This is a genomic window from Chryseobacterium sp. G0201, from assembly GCF_003815655.1.
In the GTDB taxonomy this organism is placed as follows: Bacteria; Bacteroidota; Bacteroidia; order Flavobacteriales; family Weeksellaceae; genus Chryseobacterium.
This window is the reverse complement of record NZ_CP033917.1, coordinates 793006-809980: the sequence shown is the minus strand read 5'-3', so window position 1 is coordinate 809980 and position 16975 is coordinate 793006. Positions and strand designations below refer to the sequence as shown.

The 16975-nt window shown below is 33.5% G+C and carries 13 protein-coding genes; 5 read left to right on the top strand and 8 right to left on the bottom strand.

From position 1 onward, the window contains the following. Nucleotides 1-44: 44 nt before the first annotated feature. Complete coding sequence (radA, locus tag EG348_RS03555; RefSeq protein ID WP_123980739.1) at nt 45-1394, bottom strand: DNA repair protein RadA; 1350 nt, start codon at nt 1392-1394, stop codon at nt 45-47. A gap of 145 nt (nt 1395-1539) precedes the next feature. Between radA and EG348_RS03550 the strand changes: the two genes are divergently transcribed. Further along, on the top strand, nt 1540-2346 hold the full coding sequence (locus EG348_RS03550) for a hypothetical protein (protein ID WP_123980737.1): 807 nt from the start codon (nt 1540-1542) through the stop codon (nt 2344-2346). A 121-nt stretch (nt 2347-2467) separates the two neighbouring features. After that, complete coding sequence (locus EG348_RS03545; RefSeq protein WP_123980736.1) at nt 2468-3040, top strand: YceI family protein; 573 nt, start codon at nt 2468-2470, stop codon at nt 3038-3040. Nucleotides 3041-3168: 128 nt separating this feature from the next. On the opposite strand, the gene EG348_RS03540 is transcribed toward EG348_RS03545, so the two are convergent. The 6 genes from EG348_RS03540 to EG348_RS03515 all read right to left on the bottom strand — a co-directional run bounded on the left by EG348_RS03540 (nt 3169) and on the right by EG348_RS03515 (nt 9415). After that, nucleotides 3169-4863, bottom strand: coding sequence for a bifunctional alpha/beta hydrolase/class I SAM-dependent methyltransferase (locus EG348_RS03540; RefSeq protein ID WP_123980734.1), 1695 nt, complete (start codon nt 4861-4863; stop codon nt 3169-3171). Between the two features lie 2 nt (nt 4864-4865). Further along, a complete protein-coding gene (locus EG348_RS03535; protein ID WP_123980732.1) occupies nt 4866-6236 on the bottom strand; it encodes a phosphatase PAP2/dual specificity phosphatase family protein in 1371 nt (456 codons plus the stop codon). After that, a complete protein-coding gene (locus EG348_RS03530; RefSeq protein ID WP_123980730.1) occupies nt 6149-6901 on the bottom strand; it encodes an SDR family NAD(P)-dependent oxidoreductase in 753 nt (250 codons plus the stop codon). The genes EG348_RS03535 and EG348_RS03530 overlap by 88 nt, the downstream gene beginning before the upstream one ends. 77 nt (nt 6902-6978) lie before the next feature. After that, a complete protein-coding gene (locus tag EG348_RS03525; RefSeq protein ID WP_123980728.1) occupies nt 6979-8016 on the bottom strand; it encodes a patatin-like phospholipase family protein in 1038 nt (345 codons plus the stop codon). Nucleotides 8017-8019: 3 nt separating this feature from the next. Continuing rightward, a complete protein-coding gene (locus tag EG348_RS03520) occupies nt 8020-8823 on the bottom strand; it encodes a phosphatidate cytidylyltransferase (protein WP_123980726.1) in 804 nt (267 codons plus the stop codon). Beyond that, entirely contained in the window at nt 8813-9415 is a 603-nt protein-coding gene (locus EG348_RS03515; protein ID WP_123980724.1) for a CDP-alcohol phosphatidyltransferase family protein, read from the bottom strand. Before EG348_RS03515 ends, EG348_RS03520 begins: the two co-directional genes overlap by 11 nt. Before the next feature lie 152 nt (nt 9416-9567). On the opposite strand from EG348_RS03515, the gene EG348_RS03510 reads away from it, so the two are divergent. Both EG348_RS03510 and yidC read left to right on the top strand, forming a co-directional pair. Next, a complete protein-coding gene (locus EG348_RS03510; RefSeq protein WP_123980722.1) occupies nt 9568-11175 on the top strand; it encodes a CTP synthase in 1608 nt (535 codons plus the stop codon). A gap of 176 nt (nt 11176-11351) precedes the next feature. Further along, nucleotides 11352-13148 carry a membrane protein insertase YidC gene (gene yidC / locus EG348_RS03505; protein WP_123980720.1) on the top strand — a complete coding sequence of 599 codons (1797 nt, stop codon included), beginning with the start codon at nt 11352-11354 and terminating at the stop codon, nt 13146-13148. A gap of 116 nt (nt 13149-13264) precedes the next feature. Here the strand turns inward: yidC and EG348_RS03500 are convergent, their stop codons facing one another. Continuing rightward, on the bottom strand, nt 13265-13849 hold the full coding sequence (locus EG348_RS03500; protein WP_123980718.1) for a ribonuclease HII: 585 nt from the start codon (nt 13847-13849) through the stop codon (nt 13265-13267). A 135-nt stretch (nt 13850-13984) separates the two neighbouring features. Here EG348_RS03500 and EG348_RS03495 point away from each other — a divergent pair, with 135 nt between their 5' ends. After that, nucleotides 13985-16975 carry a SusC/RagA family TonB-linked outer membrane protein gene (locus EG348_RS03495; protein ID WP_123980716.1) on the top strand — a complete coding sequence of 997 codons (2991 nt, stop codon included), beginning with the start codon at nt 13985-13987 and terminating at the stop codon, nt 16973-16975.

The following is a 16975-nucleotide window of genomic DNA, read 5'->3' as shown; positions in this document are numbered from 1 at the left end:
TAATATTTCAACATTAAGTGAATTTATTTAACGATTATTTAAGATTAAAACAATCTTTCATGAAAATCCTCAATTTTACTTACTTCTTCTATTTTGATACCGTGTTTTCTTTTGGCAATTTTATTAAGATTGGAAACAAAAATAACCTCGTAACCTAGTTTTTCAGCCTCAGTAATTCTCTGTTCGACCTGTGCAACCGGACGGATCTCACCACTTAAACCAATTTCTCCCGCAAAGCAAAAATGTTCAGAGATCGCAATATCTTCATTTGAAGACAAAATAGAGGCAATAACCGCAAGATCCAAAGCCGGATCGTCGGTTTTTATTCCTCCGGTAATATTTAAGAAAACGTCTTTTGAGCCTAATTGAAAACCTGCTCGTTTTTCAAGAACAGCCAACAACATATTCAGTCTTTTGGCATCAAAACCGGTACAGCTTCTTTGCGGAGTTCCATAAACGGCAGTACTTACCAACGCCTGAATTTCCAATAACATCGGTCGGTTTCCTTCTAAAGTTACGGCAACAGAATTTCCGGAAAGCTCTTCGAATTTTTTAGTAATTAAAATCTCGGATGGATTTTTAATTTCCTTTAAACCTTGAGAAACCATTTCGTAAATTCCGATTTCTGCGGTTGACCCAAAACGATTTTTATTGGCTCTCAATAATCTGAAAAGGTGATTTCTGTCTCCGTCAAAATTTAGAACGACATCTACCATGTGTTCCAAGACTTTTGGCCCTGCAATTTGTCCGTCTTTCGTAATGTGACCAACCAAGAAAACAGGAACATTATTTTCTTTAGCATATTTAATGATCTCGTTGGAACATTCTCTGATCTGAGAAACCGTTCCGGGCGAACTTTCAATTAATTGTGATTGTAAAGTCTGAATTGAATCGATAATAACAAAGTCAGGCTCCAGCTTTTTGGCTTCATGAAGAATTTTCTCCAGTGAAGTTTCTGTGTAAAGAAAACAGTTCGGATTTTGAACATCCGTTAATCTATCGGCTCTCATTTTGATCTGAGAAGCACTTTCTTCCCCCGAAACATAAAAAACTTTTTTCTTCATTTTCAAGGCAAGTTGTAAAAGCAACGTCGATTTTCCAATTCCCGGTTCACCGCCGATTAAAGTAACGGAACCTAAAACAATTCCGCCTCCCAAAACACGATTAAGTTCTTCGGAAGGAGTTTTTATACGGGGTTCTTCTATTGTTTCAACTTCAACAATATTGATGACGTGTTGCTTCGTTTTCGTAAAGGGTGGTGTCTTAGATGAGGTTTTTTCTACCACTTCTTCCACCAAAGTATTCCATTCTCCACAGTTTTTGCATTGTCCCATCCACTGAGAATACTGTGTTCCGCAGCTCTGACAGAAATATGCTGTTTTTAGTTTTGCCATGATGTAAAATTATAAAAATTACTTTCAAATTAAAATAAACATTGGTATTGATTGAAAAGGTAAAACGATGTATTGGCATGATATTTGAAAAGTGAGATGTCAATGAAGGGATAACACTACACCTTCTGATGAAAAAAAATAAATGATGAAAAAAAACAAAAAGTTAATAGTACTTGCCGTATTATTTACAAGCACTAGTATGTTTGCTCAGGTAGGAATCGGAACAGCAAATCCACAAGCTACTTTCCATGTAGATGGAGCAAAAGACAACTCTTTAACAGGGGTACCTTCAGAGACTCAGCAGTCAAATGATTTTGTGGTAAAAAAAGACGGTAGTGTTGGGATAGGAACTGATATCCCGGATAGATCCTCTTTGCTAGAGATAAAATCGGACAATAAAGGATTTTTGCCTCCCAGAGTAGAACTAACCTCGGCTACGGATCGTATTACAATTCCAAAACCTGCTACAGGTCTTACTGTATATCATGAGGGTAATGATAACCTTGAGGCCGGACTTTACACCAATATCGGTACACCAAGTGCTCCTATCTGGAACAAAGGGAAAATAATTAATCAAAATCAAGGAAGTGCCGTATATAAAACGCCTTTGCAGCTTCTCTCCAATAAGCCGGTGTTAACTACGGAAGATTTTGAATTCATGGTAACGGGTAATAATGATATTTATATCAGATTCCGACGTGCTGGGTCAAGAGAATACAGCACGTTTATTACTGAAAACTGGGTGTCTACAGGGTATGTTTCGTCTGCTGGGAGTGGTACTGCAACAAACAATTTCGAAAAAATTGCTGCCGCTTCTAATGTAGGATCTAATAATGAATTGAATATAATAAGAATATATGACCTGGTTTCTAAAAAAGTTTACAGACTTGAAGTGAATCTTATTGAAAGTGCAGGGAAAGTATATATTTCCCAATTAGTTGAGGTTTTCTAATAAATTTTTGGCGATTGCTTATCCAGAAAAATAAGAAAAGTTGAAAAAACTATCATAGATCAATGTCTTACTATTTTTTACGATTTATCTTTGCTATAAGATTAATCTAAAATAATATATAATGAAAAAAGTATTCTTAACTTTTGTATTTGCTTTACTAAGTGTTGCCGGATTTGCACAGACAGGTTGGGCAGTAGATCCAATGCATTCTTCTGTGAATTTCACTATCAAACATATGGGAATCAGCTTTGTACAAGGTAGATTCGATAAATTTGACGGAAAAATAGCTGCAAGTAAAGAAGGTGGTTTGGATAAAGCGGAATTTAGCTTTTTTGTGAATACAAACTCTGTAAACACAGGTGTTGAAATGAGAGATAAGCATTTGCAAAGTGCAGATTTCTTTGATGCTGAGAAGTTTCCTACAATGACTTTTGAAAGCGGTTCTATCACAAAAGATAAAAATAATACATACACGTTGAAAGGTAAATTGACGATTAAAGATGTTACTAAAGAAATTTCTGTTCCTGTAACTTACGGTGGAATCACTAAAAATCAACAAGGAAAAGAAGTGATGGGTTTCCAAACAAAATTTACGGTTAACCGTTTAGATTATAACATTAAATATGATCCAATAGGTGCTGGCGTAGCTAAAGACGTTGACGTTAACTTGTATTTTGAGTTAGCTAAGCAATAATTTTCATATAAATTTGGTTTAAGAAAATGCTTCTCAATATTCTTGAGAAGCATTTTTATTTTAATCTAAAATTTAGCAGTTTATTTGTCATTCCGGAGGAATCTAAACTACATTTTTTAATTTTTAACTTAAAAATTAACCTTCCCCGAAGAAACTGTAAAAATTCCAAAATCATCAATCAACATATTTTCTTTCTGAATATTATTAAAAGCCATCACTCTATCCAATTCTTTTTGCGAACGTCTTCTCATGATCCAGTCTTTGTTTTGATGATTATTCAGAACATACGCAATCATTTTCAACTGCGGATGCCAAGGTTGCCCGGTATAAACGATGAATGAATTTTGTTCTGAAATAGAATTGATTCCCTGAATAGCTTTACTCGCCATTTCATTATCTCCAAAAAGCTCCAAAATACCCGAAACAATGGTGATATTAGGCTCAAAATTCAATTTTTTATACGTTTCAGGATCAAAACAATCGAAATTGCTAAATCTGATGTTTTGATATTTTTTATCCTGAATTACTTTTTCTCCGATCTCAATATTTGCCTTTACGAATTCATTAACGACGATTTCAACTTCAGGATATTTTTCTGTAATGTCAAATAAATAATTTCCTGTTCCGCCTGCAATATCAAGGATCTTTACTTTTCTGCCTTCTTTTTTCAGACTTTGAATTTTTTGTTCTAAAAGCTTGATCAAATGTTGTTTTCTGATTCTAATTCCAGTCCAGCCGATAGCTTCAAGATAATTTTTATCCATCATTTTCCCGAAGCCTAATTTTCCTTGAGGCTGATTGTGATAGACATAATCCAAAGAAGCGCCGGAATCAAAACCATGTTTTAAACCGATCGCCATTCCGTTACTGATCTTTCCAATTTTATTGAGAGACCATTTTTGGAATTTAAAATTAAGGTTATTACCAACATTATTTTGAAGATCCTGATATTCTTTTACAGAAAATTTATCGGGTGAAAGTGATGTTTTTTTCTGAGCTTGACTAAAGCATTTTTCAGCGAAATCTTTAATTTTATCATAAACCATTTCCTTTCCTGTATCAAACAAGATTCCATGGAAAAAGTTAGGAAGGATTTCGTATTTTTTTAAATCTGTATCTAATTTATCATGAAAATTTTTCTGATCTTTATTAAAAACAACATGATCTTTTTCAGCAGATAAAATAAGGGTAGGCGTGTCGATGGCTTCTGCATCTTCTACCAAACGTTTTCCTGCTTTTGCAAGATCAATCAGTAATTCTGCATCAATCGATCGTGTGATCAACGGGTCTGTATCATAAGCTTTTTGCTGCTCCGGATCGTGAGTCAGCATCGTTGATTTTACATAACTTTTTATGATCAAACCTTTCTTTAATTTTGTTCCTAAAGTGATCATTTCATTCGCCAAAGGAACTATAAGATTGATTCTAAAAGCGGGAGCCAACAGAACCATTCCTGCAATATTAGGTGCGAAATCATGAGCCCAAGCTGATGCAACCACTCCGCCAATACTGTTGGCAAGTACGAAAATATCAGAAATTTTCACGTCATATTTTGACTGTAAAAATTGTGAAAAAGAATCCAAATCACGAACATAATCCATGAAAATGGAAGATGTTGGCGTTTTTGTATGTCCATGTCCACGAAGGTCGAACGCAAAAATAGTATAGTTTGAAAATTGTGGTGATTGAGCGATATCGTTCAGTCTTTCAGAATGTTCGTGTCCGCGATGGATGATGATGATGCTTTTTTGTTGAGGTTGATAATTCCACTCGCGATAGAAGATCTCGCTTTCATCAAAACTCTTAAAATTTCCACTGTTCATATTTAAAATTTTTTCAGAAAATCGTAGATGTAAGAATGAATGATCGCATTCTTATTCAGGAATTTCATATTGGTTATTGCTTGGTTTAGAGGTAAAGATAGAATATTTTTCATTACTAAAATTTCAATTACGGAACTTCTGGTATAACCCATCGTGCAATGAATGAGTATTTTTCCGTCTTTTGGAAGTTGAAGATAATTTTCTGTAATTTTTGTGACTAATTTTTTAGTTTGATCAATATCCAACATCCCAATATCTAAAAAAGGAACAGAGTAATAGGTAGATTTTTGTTTGATTTCAGAATTTTCTTCAATTTCTGCTGAAAGATCGTAGATGAAAGTATTTTTATTAATTTCAAAATCCTGTAAATCTTTTTTATTAGGTTTTGACGAAATATAAATGTTGGCTACAATTTCTAATGGTCGTTTATTTTTTCGTAAAAACTTCCAAAATATCCAATAAATTAATAGATAAGGAAAATAAAAAATCTTTTTGAATAAAGAAATATTTCCGTTGTTATCTTTTAAAAAGTGAATATTATTTTTCTGATAATGATAACCTGTTAAAATCATAACGAGAGCCGGCCATAAGAAGATTAAACAATATTCATTTGAAAATTTATACAACAATAAAGAGAATGAAATAAAGATCCATCCAATCAAAAAATAGAAATTAGCGACTTGAAAATTCCTATATAAAAAGTTATTTTTCTGATAAGGAAATATGATAAAGCTAATATGAGCCAAAATAGTTCCTGTAAGAATGTCAATCAAATGATGCTGGTAAGTGGTTAAAGTAGAAATTCCTATAGCAAGGAGCCAAATCTTTAAAAATATTCTCCATTTTTTTACATTTCTAAAAATACTCCAGAAAATAAAAGCATACGTAATATGCAGTGACGGAGCCTGATTGAAAGGCGAATCAAAAGTTGTTAAAAACTGATAAGAATATCCAAAAATAGAATTATTGACTTCCGGTCTTTGTAAAGAAAATTTTAATGGAAATAATAAAAAACAAATTCCAGCTATAATAGTTACAAACAGCATTCTTTGAGTTAGAACTTTAAGCTGCTCCTTCGTATTACAAAAGAAAAAAACAGCACAAAAAAACAGTCCGCTGGTCATATAAGGAATAATCGTCCAAGGAAGAAACGGGATATATTTTTCAAAATCAAAAACGAAAGACGGAACTTTTTCAAGCTTTGAAGCATGCCACGCTGAATAATTGTAAACAATCATGAATACAACGGAACACAGCAACATAGCATAGATTTTCTGTTTAAATTTTAGTCGTTTTTCATCCATTTGGCTTTCCTGAACATGATAATATTTAATAATGAAGAGGGAAGGATGGATAATGATTTCATCATCCATTTCATTTTTGCAGGGAAAATGATTAATTTTTTTTGCTTTTCAATAGCGTCCGAAATAATTGTTGTAGCAGCTTCAAGATCAGTAAGAAACGGTTTTTTACTTAGATCATTATCGTTAAGCTGTCTCAATTTTAAGGTATCAACATAACCCGGAGCAATGGTCGTTACAGAAATTCCAAATGGTTTCAATGCTCGGCGATATGCATCCGCAATCTGAATGACCGAACGTTTTGTTTTGGTGTACAAACTCGAATTTTCATAATCTAAAATCCCGGAAACGGATGCGATAACCGCAATATTTCCTTTGTTTTGACCTTTCATAGCTTTTCTGGCTACTTCGAAACAATTTACAGTTCCTAAAATATTGGTTTGCAGCATTTCTTCGGCTTCTTCGTAAGAAATATTTCTGGCAACATCTTCCGCATAACTTCCGGCGCAATTGATGAAAATATCAAGATTTTCATTTTGTAGAAAATTATTTACTGTCGAAAAAATTGAACTTATATCACAAACATCAGCTTGAAATACATTTAAATTCTCAAAATTATTTTCAGGAATTTTGGTTAAATCTCTTCCGCAAATGCCCACGCGATATCCTTTTGAAAGATAATGCTGAGCAAGAGAATAGCCAATTCCCGAAGTTCCACCTGCAATAAAAACGTTCATGAGCGTGTTGTGATTTTCAATTTTAGGTAAAAATAAGTTTAATTTGATGATGAAAGATGTAAAAGTCTTAACTGCCTTTATTTTTTAATACTTTTTATCGTCTGATCAAAACCATATTGCCATTGCATTTCCATATCTTTTACAAATTGTTGATGACTTTTTGGTAAAGAAAGTTCGATCTCAAGTTTTTTCCAATTGATGCTTTTTTTGATATAATGTCCGTCCAGTTTTTGTTTGATATCATTGGTGTCAATTTGAAAATCGGGCAACTGTCTTTCAATTTCTTCTAACCTTCTATTTCCGCTGTATCCTAAAACGGCACGAACAAAAGCTTCTTCTACAGGAGTGTAAGATTGTTTTTTTTCAATAATAATTTCGTCAGCAAGATGCTTAGCAAGCTCAATCGGAATTAGATCAATAGCTCCCCCGGCAAAATATTTTCCTTGAAATGAAGCTGGAGTAACATAGAACATATCAGAAATGGAAATTCTAGTGCTTGTCAACAAAGAAACATTAATTCTAATCTTTGGAACATCTTCGATGGCACTTTGTTTTAAATTTTCAGAATTAATGATAATCTGCTGTGGAATTATTTTCTTTGATGTCTCAGGATCGGTGAAAATTATTTTTTGATATAATTTTCGATTATTTCGTTTTTTTTCAACTTCTGCTGGATCAAAAAGGATCTCTGAACCAATCATAAGTGTTGGGATTTCTTGAGAAAATTGGGTGTTTTTTAATGAAGGAAAATCTTCGGATAAATCCTGATTCATTTCAACCAGATATCGATGAAAGACATTTTCAATATTGGGAGCGTTCCTTTTATCAAATATTTTTTTTAAAGAGAAAAGTCCGATTTCAGAGAGTTTTTTTTGTTTTGTTAGTGTTGTTTTAGATACAAATTGAAAATATTCTTCCGATTGTAAATATTCTTTTCTTGAAAGATTGTCCGGGAAAGCATTGATGACGGTTGCTGCAAAAGCTCCACCACATGAAGCGATAAGAACATCGGGTTTCATTTCTAGTTCTTCCAATGCTGCAAACATTCCGAGGTAGATCATTAATCTTGTTCCGCCTCCTGAAAATAATAGTGCTCTTTTAAATTTTTCATTCATTTTTTACATCTTTAAAAGAAAGGGAAGGAGCCAGAAAAAAATTGGGGCGTTGAAGATCAAACTGTCAATTCTATCTAATAATCCACCATGTCCGGGCAGTAAATTTCCGGTGTCTTTTACGTCTGTTTTTCTTTTTAGACAAGACATGAAAATATCTCCGCAAAATCCTGAAATTCCTAATATTAATCCTAAAACTGTATTGATGAGAATAGTAGAATTTAATAAAAAGAAACCTAAAATATTACTCAATATGATTGTTAAAAATACTCCTCCGAGAAATCCTTCCAACGTTTTATTAGGACTGATCTTCGGAACGATTTTATGTTTTCCGAAGAATTTACCCATTACATATTGAAAAACATCATTGAGTTCAGTGACAACAACGATAAAAATGATTGAATAAATTCCTGAAATATTTTCTCTGATAAAAGCTAAATGTGGAAAAGCAAAAAGGCAAACCATTAAACCTATTACTATTCCTGAAAATTGTTTTCCAGATGATTTTAATAGTAAAAAAGATAATAGTATAGTGATTGATAGAGCTAAACTATAAAGGAAATAATGTTCAATATTCAAAAAATACAATAAAAATAACTGTGAAATTCCAACAAAAATTGAAAGAATAATTTTGTTTGTTTTCACTTTAAACATTCTCAAAAATTCAAAAAAACATTGAAAACTGATCCATGAAACAAATATCTTCATTGCTAAAGGATGAGAAATTCCGAGCGCGAAAACTAGGATAATGTAAACCCATGTTTTTACGCGTAAAGGAACATCTGCGAATTTATTTTCTTCAGGCTTCATGGAGAGATTTTTTAAGTCGGGTATACGTGCTGATGAGAAGTAATAAAATAATCAGTCCAAATATATATTGAGAATAATTTGAAATATTAGCTCCAAAAAATAGGATCAATCCATACAGTCCCAAAATCAAAGCACGGTCACTTTTTCCCATCGGTCCATCATAACGACGTTCTTTTCCGACTACTTTTCCGATCAATCCTGCAAATTCATTAATGATGCTTAAAATAATGAAGAGGATAATTAAATATAAACTCTCCGGCTGAAATTTTAGTAAAGGAAAAAATATAATGACATCTGAAATAATATCGCCAACTTCATTTAAAACTTCACCTAATTTACTCGTTTGATTGAATTTTCTTGCCATCATCCCGTCCAGCGCATTCAAAGCCATTCTTATCAATAATCCGATCGGTAAGCTCAGGAAAAACCAATTTGAAGCATCTGCATTCCAAAATAAGACTCCAATAATGAAAGATAACAAAATAGAACTGATTGTAATTTGATTGGCTGTAATTTTCTTTTTATTTAAAAATAATAAAATAGGAGTGAGCAGCTGCTGGAATTTTGGTTTGAGTTTATATACCGAAATCATTATGGTTATGGCTTTTTGTGTTTGTTGAGATCAAATATAGATAAATTTTTTCATCAGGATTTATAAATGATAGAGGCATGTTTTACAATTTCATAAAGGTAAAAAATTGCTTTGTGTTTCTTTTTCCCCTAACTTTGCACAAACCTAATCTAATGAGTAAAAAGAATACAAAGTACATCTTTGTGACAGGAGGTGTAACTTCATCTTTGGGAAAGGGAATCGTTTCTGCTTCTCTGGGACTTCTACTAAAATCACGCGGCTTTAATGTAACGATCCAAAAACTAGATCCTTATATCAATATCGACCCAGGAACATTAAACCCTTATGAGCATGGAGAATGCTATGTAACCGAAGATGGTGCGGAGACGGATCTGGATTTAGGTCACTATGAGCGTTATTTGGATGCTCCAACTTCTCAAAATAATAACGTTACGACAGGAAAAATCTACCAGACTGTAATTGATAAAGAAAGAAAAGGAGATTTCCTTGGAAAAACAGTTCAGGTAATTCCTCATATCACGAACGAAATTAAGCGTAGAATTAAAATTTTATCTAAGCAGAATTACGATATCATCATTACTGAGATCGGTGGAACTGTGGGAGATATTGAATCTTTACCATACATTGAAACTGTTCGTCAGTTGAAGTGGGAATTGGGTGAGAAAAATTCTATGGTGATTCACTTGACTTTATTGCCATATCTGGCTTCAAGTGGAGAATTGAAAACAAAACCATCTCAGCATTCTGTTCGTCAGTTGATGGAAAGCGGAATTATGGCAGATGTTTTAGTTTGTAGAACGGAACACAACATTCCAAAAGATCAGAGAGCGAAATTGGCTCAATTCTGTAATGTTTCTTTAGATAATGTGATTGAATGTAAAGATTTGGAAACGATCTATGAAGTTCCGATGTACCTTCAGAAACAAAATTTTGATGATGTAGTTTTAAAAGAATTAGATCTTAAAAATGATAAAGAAGCTGATCTTAAAGATTGGAAAACTTTCCTTAAAAAATTCAAAAACCCTAAAAGAACTGTAGAAATTGCATTGGTAGGTAAATATATTTCTCTGCAGGATTCTTATATTTCTATTGCTGAAGCTTTCAAACATGCAGGAGCGAGCCTTGAAACTGAAGTGAAAGTAAGATGGGTATATAGTGGAGATATTACTGCTGAAAATATTAAAGAAACTTTGCAAGGTGTTGATGGAATTCTTGTTGCCCCAGGTTTTGGTGACAGAGGAATTGAAGGTAAAGTTCTTACTGCTCAATATGCAAGAGAAAATAAAGTTCCAATGTTGGGAATCTGTTTAGGAATGCAGATCATGACAATTGAATTTGCTAGAAATGTTCTTGGACATGTGAAAGCGAACTCAATGGAATTTGATACATCTACACCGGATCCTGTAATTTCAATCATGGAAGAGCAGAAAAATGTTGTGGATAAAGGAGGTACAATGCGTCTTGGTGCTTGGAAATGTTCATTGAAAAATGCTTCTAAATTATATGATATCTACGGAGCTAAGAATATTTCTGAAAGACACCGTCACCGTTATGAATTCAATAGTGATTATCTTCAGGAATTCGAAAAGAATGGTTTCTTAGCAACAGGTACAAACCCAGAAACAGGATTGGTAGAAGCACTTGAGATGCCGGATCACCCATTCTATGTTGGGGTACAGTATCACCCTGAATACAAGAGTACGGTTGCAACACCGCATCCTTTATTCAAAGCTTTTATTAAGGCTTGTGAGAAAAAATAAGGTAATTATTTAATTACAAACGTCATATATAAACTCAGGTTGATTATTATCAGCTTGAGTTTATTATATAGTAATATATTATAGCATAGAGTTTTGATAAAAAAACAGTATTTTTGTCGACTCGAAATGTAGCATGGCTACATATTTAAATAGGTAAAAAATTTAATTAAAATAAAATGCAACAGAACAACGGACTCGATAAAAGTCAAATGATTAGTTTTGCGGTTTTATGTTTGGTACTCTTTGGTTTTATGTTTTATTTCCAAAACAAACAATCGAAAGAGGAAGAGGTAAAAGCTCAGCAACAAAAAACTGAACAAGTTAAAAATGCTGTAAAACAAACTCAGGCAAGCAATATCAATCCAAATGTAACTCCTAATGCAATTCAGACTGCAAATTTGGCAAACAATGAATTGAAATTGGAATTTTCAAGCTTGGGAGGACAAGTTTCTAAAGTAGAACTTTTAAAATATAAGGCTTACGATCACAAAAGTGACAGAGCGGATCTTCCTCTTTATCTTATTACTAAAAATAACTCAAACTACGGTTTTCAGTTTAAGGATAAAACAGGGAAAGTAATCAATACTAAAGATTTAGTTTTCTCTCCGACAGTTAACGGAAACGCTGTGACTTTGACGGCTAATTATAATGGAGCGGTTATTCAGTTCATTTATACTTTATTAGATAAATACACAGTAGATTTTAAAGTAAGATCTCAAGGTCTTGCTAAAGTTACATCTGATACTAAAGCAGATTTTATCTGGGATTATAATGTAAGAAATCTTGAAAAAGGTAGAGCTCAGGAGCAGTCTCACTCAGAATTCTCTTATGCTTTCAATAATTATAAAGACTATGATTATGACGGAAGAACAACAATGGAGGAGGAAAAAGAAACCCTTAACTGGATCGGTGTAAAACAACAGTTCTTCTCTTCAGTAATTGAAGCTAAAAACGGATTTACACACAGTAAAGGAAATCAGGAGACCGTTGAAGAAGGTGAATATTTGAAAAAACTAAACTATGAAGGTTTTGTTCAAATGACCGGAAGTGAATTAAATCAAGACTTTACATGGTACTTCTTACCATTGGATTTACCATTATTAAAATCATACGATAAAAACTTTGACGAGATTTTACCATTAGGATGGTCGTTTATAGGTTGGATGAACCGTGGATTCTTCATGCCGATGTATAATTTAATTGCATCTTGGGGAATTGCAGCAGGCTGGGTAATTTTTATATTGACAATCATTGTGAAGTTAATTTTATCGCCAATTATGTATAAGCAACATAAGTTGAGTGCGATGATGAAGGTAATTCGTCCTGAAATTGATGAAGCTAATGCGAAGTTCAAGGATGCAGATCCTATGAAAAAGCAACAGGCTACGATGGAGATCTACCGAAAAGCAGGAGTGAATCAGATGGCGGGATGTCTTCCGGCATTGGTGCAAATTCCAATTTTCTATGCCTTATTCCGTTTCTTCCCGAACTTTATTGATTTGAGAGGACAGGGATTTTGGTTTGCAAAAGATCTAACGGCTTATGATGACTTGATTAAATTACCATTTAAAATCCCTTTCCTAGGAGATCATTTAAGTATGTTTGCTTTGGCATGTACTGTTGTAATTTTAATCTATACGGTAATGACTTCAGGGAATATGCAGCAGCCACAACAGGAAGGTATGCCGAACATGAAAGTGTTAATGTATATTTTCCCAATTACGTTCTTGTTCTTCCTTAATACTTCAGCATCCGGTCTTTCTTGGTATTATTTTATCTCGAATGCGATCAACATCTTAATTATTTTAGTGATTAAATATGTGATTCTGGATGAAAAGAAAATTCATGCACAGATTCAGGCTAATAAAGAAAAGCCAAAATCGGAAGGTAAATTCCAGAAGAAAATGCGAGAGATGATGGAAAAAGCTCAGCAACAGCAAAGTGCAGTAGAGCAACAAAAGAAAAAGAAATAATATTTGTTAAAACATAAAAAAGGAGTAGATTTATCTACTCCTTTTTGTTTATTTAGATGTATTTTAAATTAAACTACGTTTGATTTGAAAATCCATAATTCATCGACCTTAAGTCTTTAATCATATTTAAGCCTGAAAGATTGTCTGTGATATTTCGTCGGACCATGCTTTATCAGGGCTTCCTGATGTTTTTTTGTGGCATATCCGAAGTTGGTATTCCATCCATATTCAGGATGCTCTTCATGGAGCTCGATCATCAATTTATCTCTATAATTCTTTGCCAAAATAGACGCTGCCGCAATTGACAATACCTTTGAATCTCCTTTAATAATACATTGATGTGGGATGTAATTATAAGGATGAAATCTATTTCCGTCTACTAAAATAAGTTCTGGTCTTATCGTTAATTTATCCAACGCTATATGCATTGCGTGAATGCTGGCATTCAATATATTATGCTGATCTATAAATTCTGGCGGAAGCTCTGCAATTGCATAACTTTTAACATTATCTTTAATGTAGCTGTCAAGCTCCATTCTGGTTTTAAAATTTAACTTTTTAGAGTCATTAACTAAATTTTGCTTAAAATTATCATCCAAAATGACAGCTGCAGCTACCACCGGACCACATAAACACCCTCTACCGACTTCATCACACCCTGCTTCGATGTAAAGATTTGTCCATTTTTTTAATAATTCCACAAAAATTAACATTTTTAATATTGTAAAAATACGAAATTTATAAGAACTATGATAAAAATAACAATTTTTTAAGGTTTTGCTTTGTATTCTTAAGAAAGTTTTACAAATTTGTACGGTACAAAAAAATAATTTGATATGAAGAAACTAACAGCAGGTGTGCTTGTATTAGTAATATCTTCGTCTTTGGCTGTTGCTAATGCTCAGGAAAAGAAGAAAGATACTCTAAAAACACAAGACATCGAAGGTGTAGTAGTTACTGCACTTGGTATTAAAAGAGAGAAAAAGTCTCTTGGTTATGCGTCAGAAGAAGTTAAAGCTGAGGCTCTTACTGGCGGTACTACAAACACAGGAAACGTTGCTTCGCTACTTTCTGGTAAAGTTTCGGGTTTACAGGTTAACACAAACAACAACTTTGGAGGTTCTGCCAACTTATTAATCAGAGGATATAAGTCTTTAAGTGGAGGAAGTCCTCTTATTGTAATTGATGGATCTCCTGTGAATAACGGGACTGTTTCTGGGTCAACTTTTGATTATGGTAACTTTTTATCAGATATCAATCAGGATGATATAGAAAGTATCAACGTACTAAAAGGTGCTGCTGCATCGGCACTTTATGGAGAACGTGGTAGTGATGGGGTTATTTTAATTGTTACTAAAAACGGTCGTGGAAAACAAGACGGAAGTTGGGGGGTAACTCTTAATTCGGGAATAACAGCTGGATTTATTGATAAATCTACTTTCCCTAAATATCAGTCGAGATACGGTGCTGGTTATGGTAAGGTCTATGGTGATGGTACTGAATATTTTAATCACGACCCAGATACTGGAGAGCTTCAAACTCCTTTTACAGAAGATGCCTCTTATGGTGCTGAATTTAATCCAAATATATTGGTAAGACAATGGGATTCTTATAACCCGGATTCACCAACTTACGGACAGGCTACTCCTTGGCAGGCTGCTAAAAACGGACCAATTAAATTTTTTGAAACACCAGTTACATATGTTAATACAATCTCATTAGAAAAAGGAAGTAAGTCATCTAATGTTTCCCTTTCATATACAAATATGCTTTCTAATGGATTATTACCCAATTCAGATTTAAGAAAAAATAGTATATCAGCTAAATTCAATTATGATTTTACAGATAAATTACATGCAAGCGTATTCTCAACATTAACGATTCAGGATACAAAAGGTAGAAATGAAACTGGATATTCTGATAACATAGTTAGTGGGTTCAGACAATGGTGGCAAACCAATGTTGATGTTTATGACTTAAGAAATGCATACGAGAGAAATAACTCAAATCTTACATGGAACAGAACATCAGGTTCTGACGGAACTCCTCAGTTCTGGAATAATCCTTATTTCCAAAGATATCAAAACTATCAGTCAGATACGAGAACGAGAAGTTTTAGTTATGCTCAATTAAAGTATGATATTACAAAAAATATTGGAATTACCGGAAAACTTGCCTATGATCAAATGCAAATGACAATCGAGGAAAGATTGATGAACGGTTCATTACCTCAAGCTTTTGGTGCTTCTGGAAACAATGTGACTTCAGGATATTCTCGTCAGGATATTCGTACAACTGAAACAAATTTTGATTTATTCTTAAATTATAAATTTGATATCACTAGTGATTTAAATGTAAGTGGTATTGTTGGAGGAAACGTAAGACGAAATTTAATTGATAATGTATATGCAAGTACAGAAGGTGGTTTAGCTACTCCAGGTTTATTTGCAATTTCAAATTCAGCAAGTCCTATTATTCCACCAGATGAAAATTATTCTAAATGGTTAACATCAGGAGTTTATGCAACTGCTTCATTTGGGTATAAAAATTTGTTATATGTAGATGGTACCATCAGAGCGGATCAAAGTTCTAACTTACCGAAAGGAAATAATTCATATGCCTATCCGTCAGTTACAGGATCTTTAATTCTTTCAGAATTAATAAAACCAAGTTTCTTGAGCTTTTGGAAAATACGTGGTAATTATGCAGAAGTTGGATCTTCAACAGAAAACTACAGACTTCAAAATACATATAGAGTAAGAGGTGGTTTTGGTAGTAATACAGGACTTGTTGATCAGTCATATTTCTTGGCTAATCCAGACCTAAAACCACAGAGATCTAAAGAGGTAGAATTTGGTATGGAGGCTCAGTTCTTTAAAAACAGATTAGGTTTTGATGTTGCAGTTTATAAAACCCGAACGCTTAACCAGATCATTAATCTTCCGGTTTCTTCAGCTACTGGTTATAGAACTTTCCTTGTAAATGCGGGACAAATTAACAACAAAGGTATTGAGGTTCAGTTAAATGGTACTCCTTTGAAAAGTGATAATTTTAAATGGGATATTGATGTAAACTGGTCTAAGAATGAAAATGAAGTGGTATCATTATACGGAGATTCTCAAAACTACTTATTAGCTTCTTATCAGGGAGGAGTTTCTTTGAACGCAAGAGTTGGCGAAGCTTTCGGAGCTATTGTTGGTTCTGATTATGTCTATCTAAATGGAGAAAAAGTAGTAAATCCTACAACTGGTAGGTATTTGACAAATCCTAATCAGGTAATTGGTAATATTACACCAGACTGGATTGGTGGTATAAGAAACAGTTTCAGCTATAAAGGTTTATCATTAAGCTTCCTAATTGATATAAAACATGGGGGTGATGTATTCTCAACAGATATGTATTATGGACTTGCAACAGGTTTATATGAAGAGACAGCTGTGGGAGATTATAGAACTGCAGGGGTAATAAACCCTGGTGTAAATCCGAACGGGCAGGTAAATACAACACCAACAACTGCTCCAGATACTTTTGGAAATGTTGATGGATACAGAAGAATGCCAAACTCAAGGTTTGTATATGATGCATCATATGTTAAGCTAAGAGAAGCAAGTATTGGTTATAGTCTTCCTAAATCTATATTAGCAAATACATCTTTCCAGGAAGTTAAAATTTCTTTAGTGGGAAGAAACCTTTGGATTATTCACAAGAATTTACCTTATGCAGATCCGGAAACGGGAACAGGAAATGGTCTTGCTTCAAAAGGAAACTCGATTGGAGTATTACCAACAACGCGTGATTTGGGTATCAACGTAACATTAAAATTCTAG

Bases quoted from the DNA above. Each gene is read 5' to 3' on its own strand.
- EG348_RS03535 (WP_123980732.1), bottom strand. From the start codon at position 6,236: ATGGATGATGAAATCATTATCCATCCTTCCCTCTTCATTATTAAATAT.
- EG348_RS03550 (WP_123980737.1), top strand. From the start codon at position 1,540: ATGAAAAAAAACAAAAAGTTAATAGTACTTGCCGTATTATTTACAAGC.
- EG348_RS03540 (WP_123980734.1), bottom strand. From the start codon at position 4,863: ATGAACAGTGGAAATTTTAAGAGTTTTGATGAAAGCGAGATCTTCTAT.
- EG348_RS03545 (WP_123980736.1), top strand. From the start codon at position 2,468: ATGAAAAAAGTATTCTTAACTTTTGTATTTGCTTTACTAAGTGTTGCC.
- EG348_RS03520 (WP_123980726.1), bottom strand. From the start codon at position 8,823: ATGAAGCCTGAAGAAAATAAATTCGCAGATGTTCCTTTACGCGTAAAA.
- EG348_RS03515 (WP_123980724.1), bottom strand. From the start codon at position 9,415: ATGATTTCGGTATATAAACTCAAACCAAAATTCCAGCAGCTGCTCACT.
- EG348_RS03525 (WP_123980728.1), bottom strand. From the start codon at position 8,016: ATGAATGAAAAATTTAAAAGAGCACTATTATTTTCAGGAGGCGGAACA.
- EG348_RS03510 (WP_123980722.1), top strand. From the start codon at position 9,568: ATGAGTAAAAAGAATACAAAGTACATCTTTGTGACAGGAGGTGTAACT.
- EG348_RS03530 (WP_123980730.1), bottom strand. From the start codon at position 6,901: ATGAACGTTTTTATTGCAGGTGGAACTTCGGGAATTGGCTATTCTCTT.
- EG348_RS03495 (WP_123980716.1), top strand. From the start codon at position 13,985: ATGAAGAAACTAACAGCAGGTGTGCTTGTATTAGTAATATCTTCGTCT.
- radA (WP_123980739.1), bottom strand. From the start codon at position 1,394: ATGGCAAAACTAAAAACAGCATATTTCTGTCAGAGCTGCGGAACACAG.
- yidC (WP_123980720.1), top strand. From the start codon at position 11,352: ATGCAACAGAACAACGGACTCGATAAAAGTCAAATGATTAGTTTTGCG.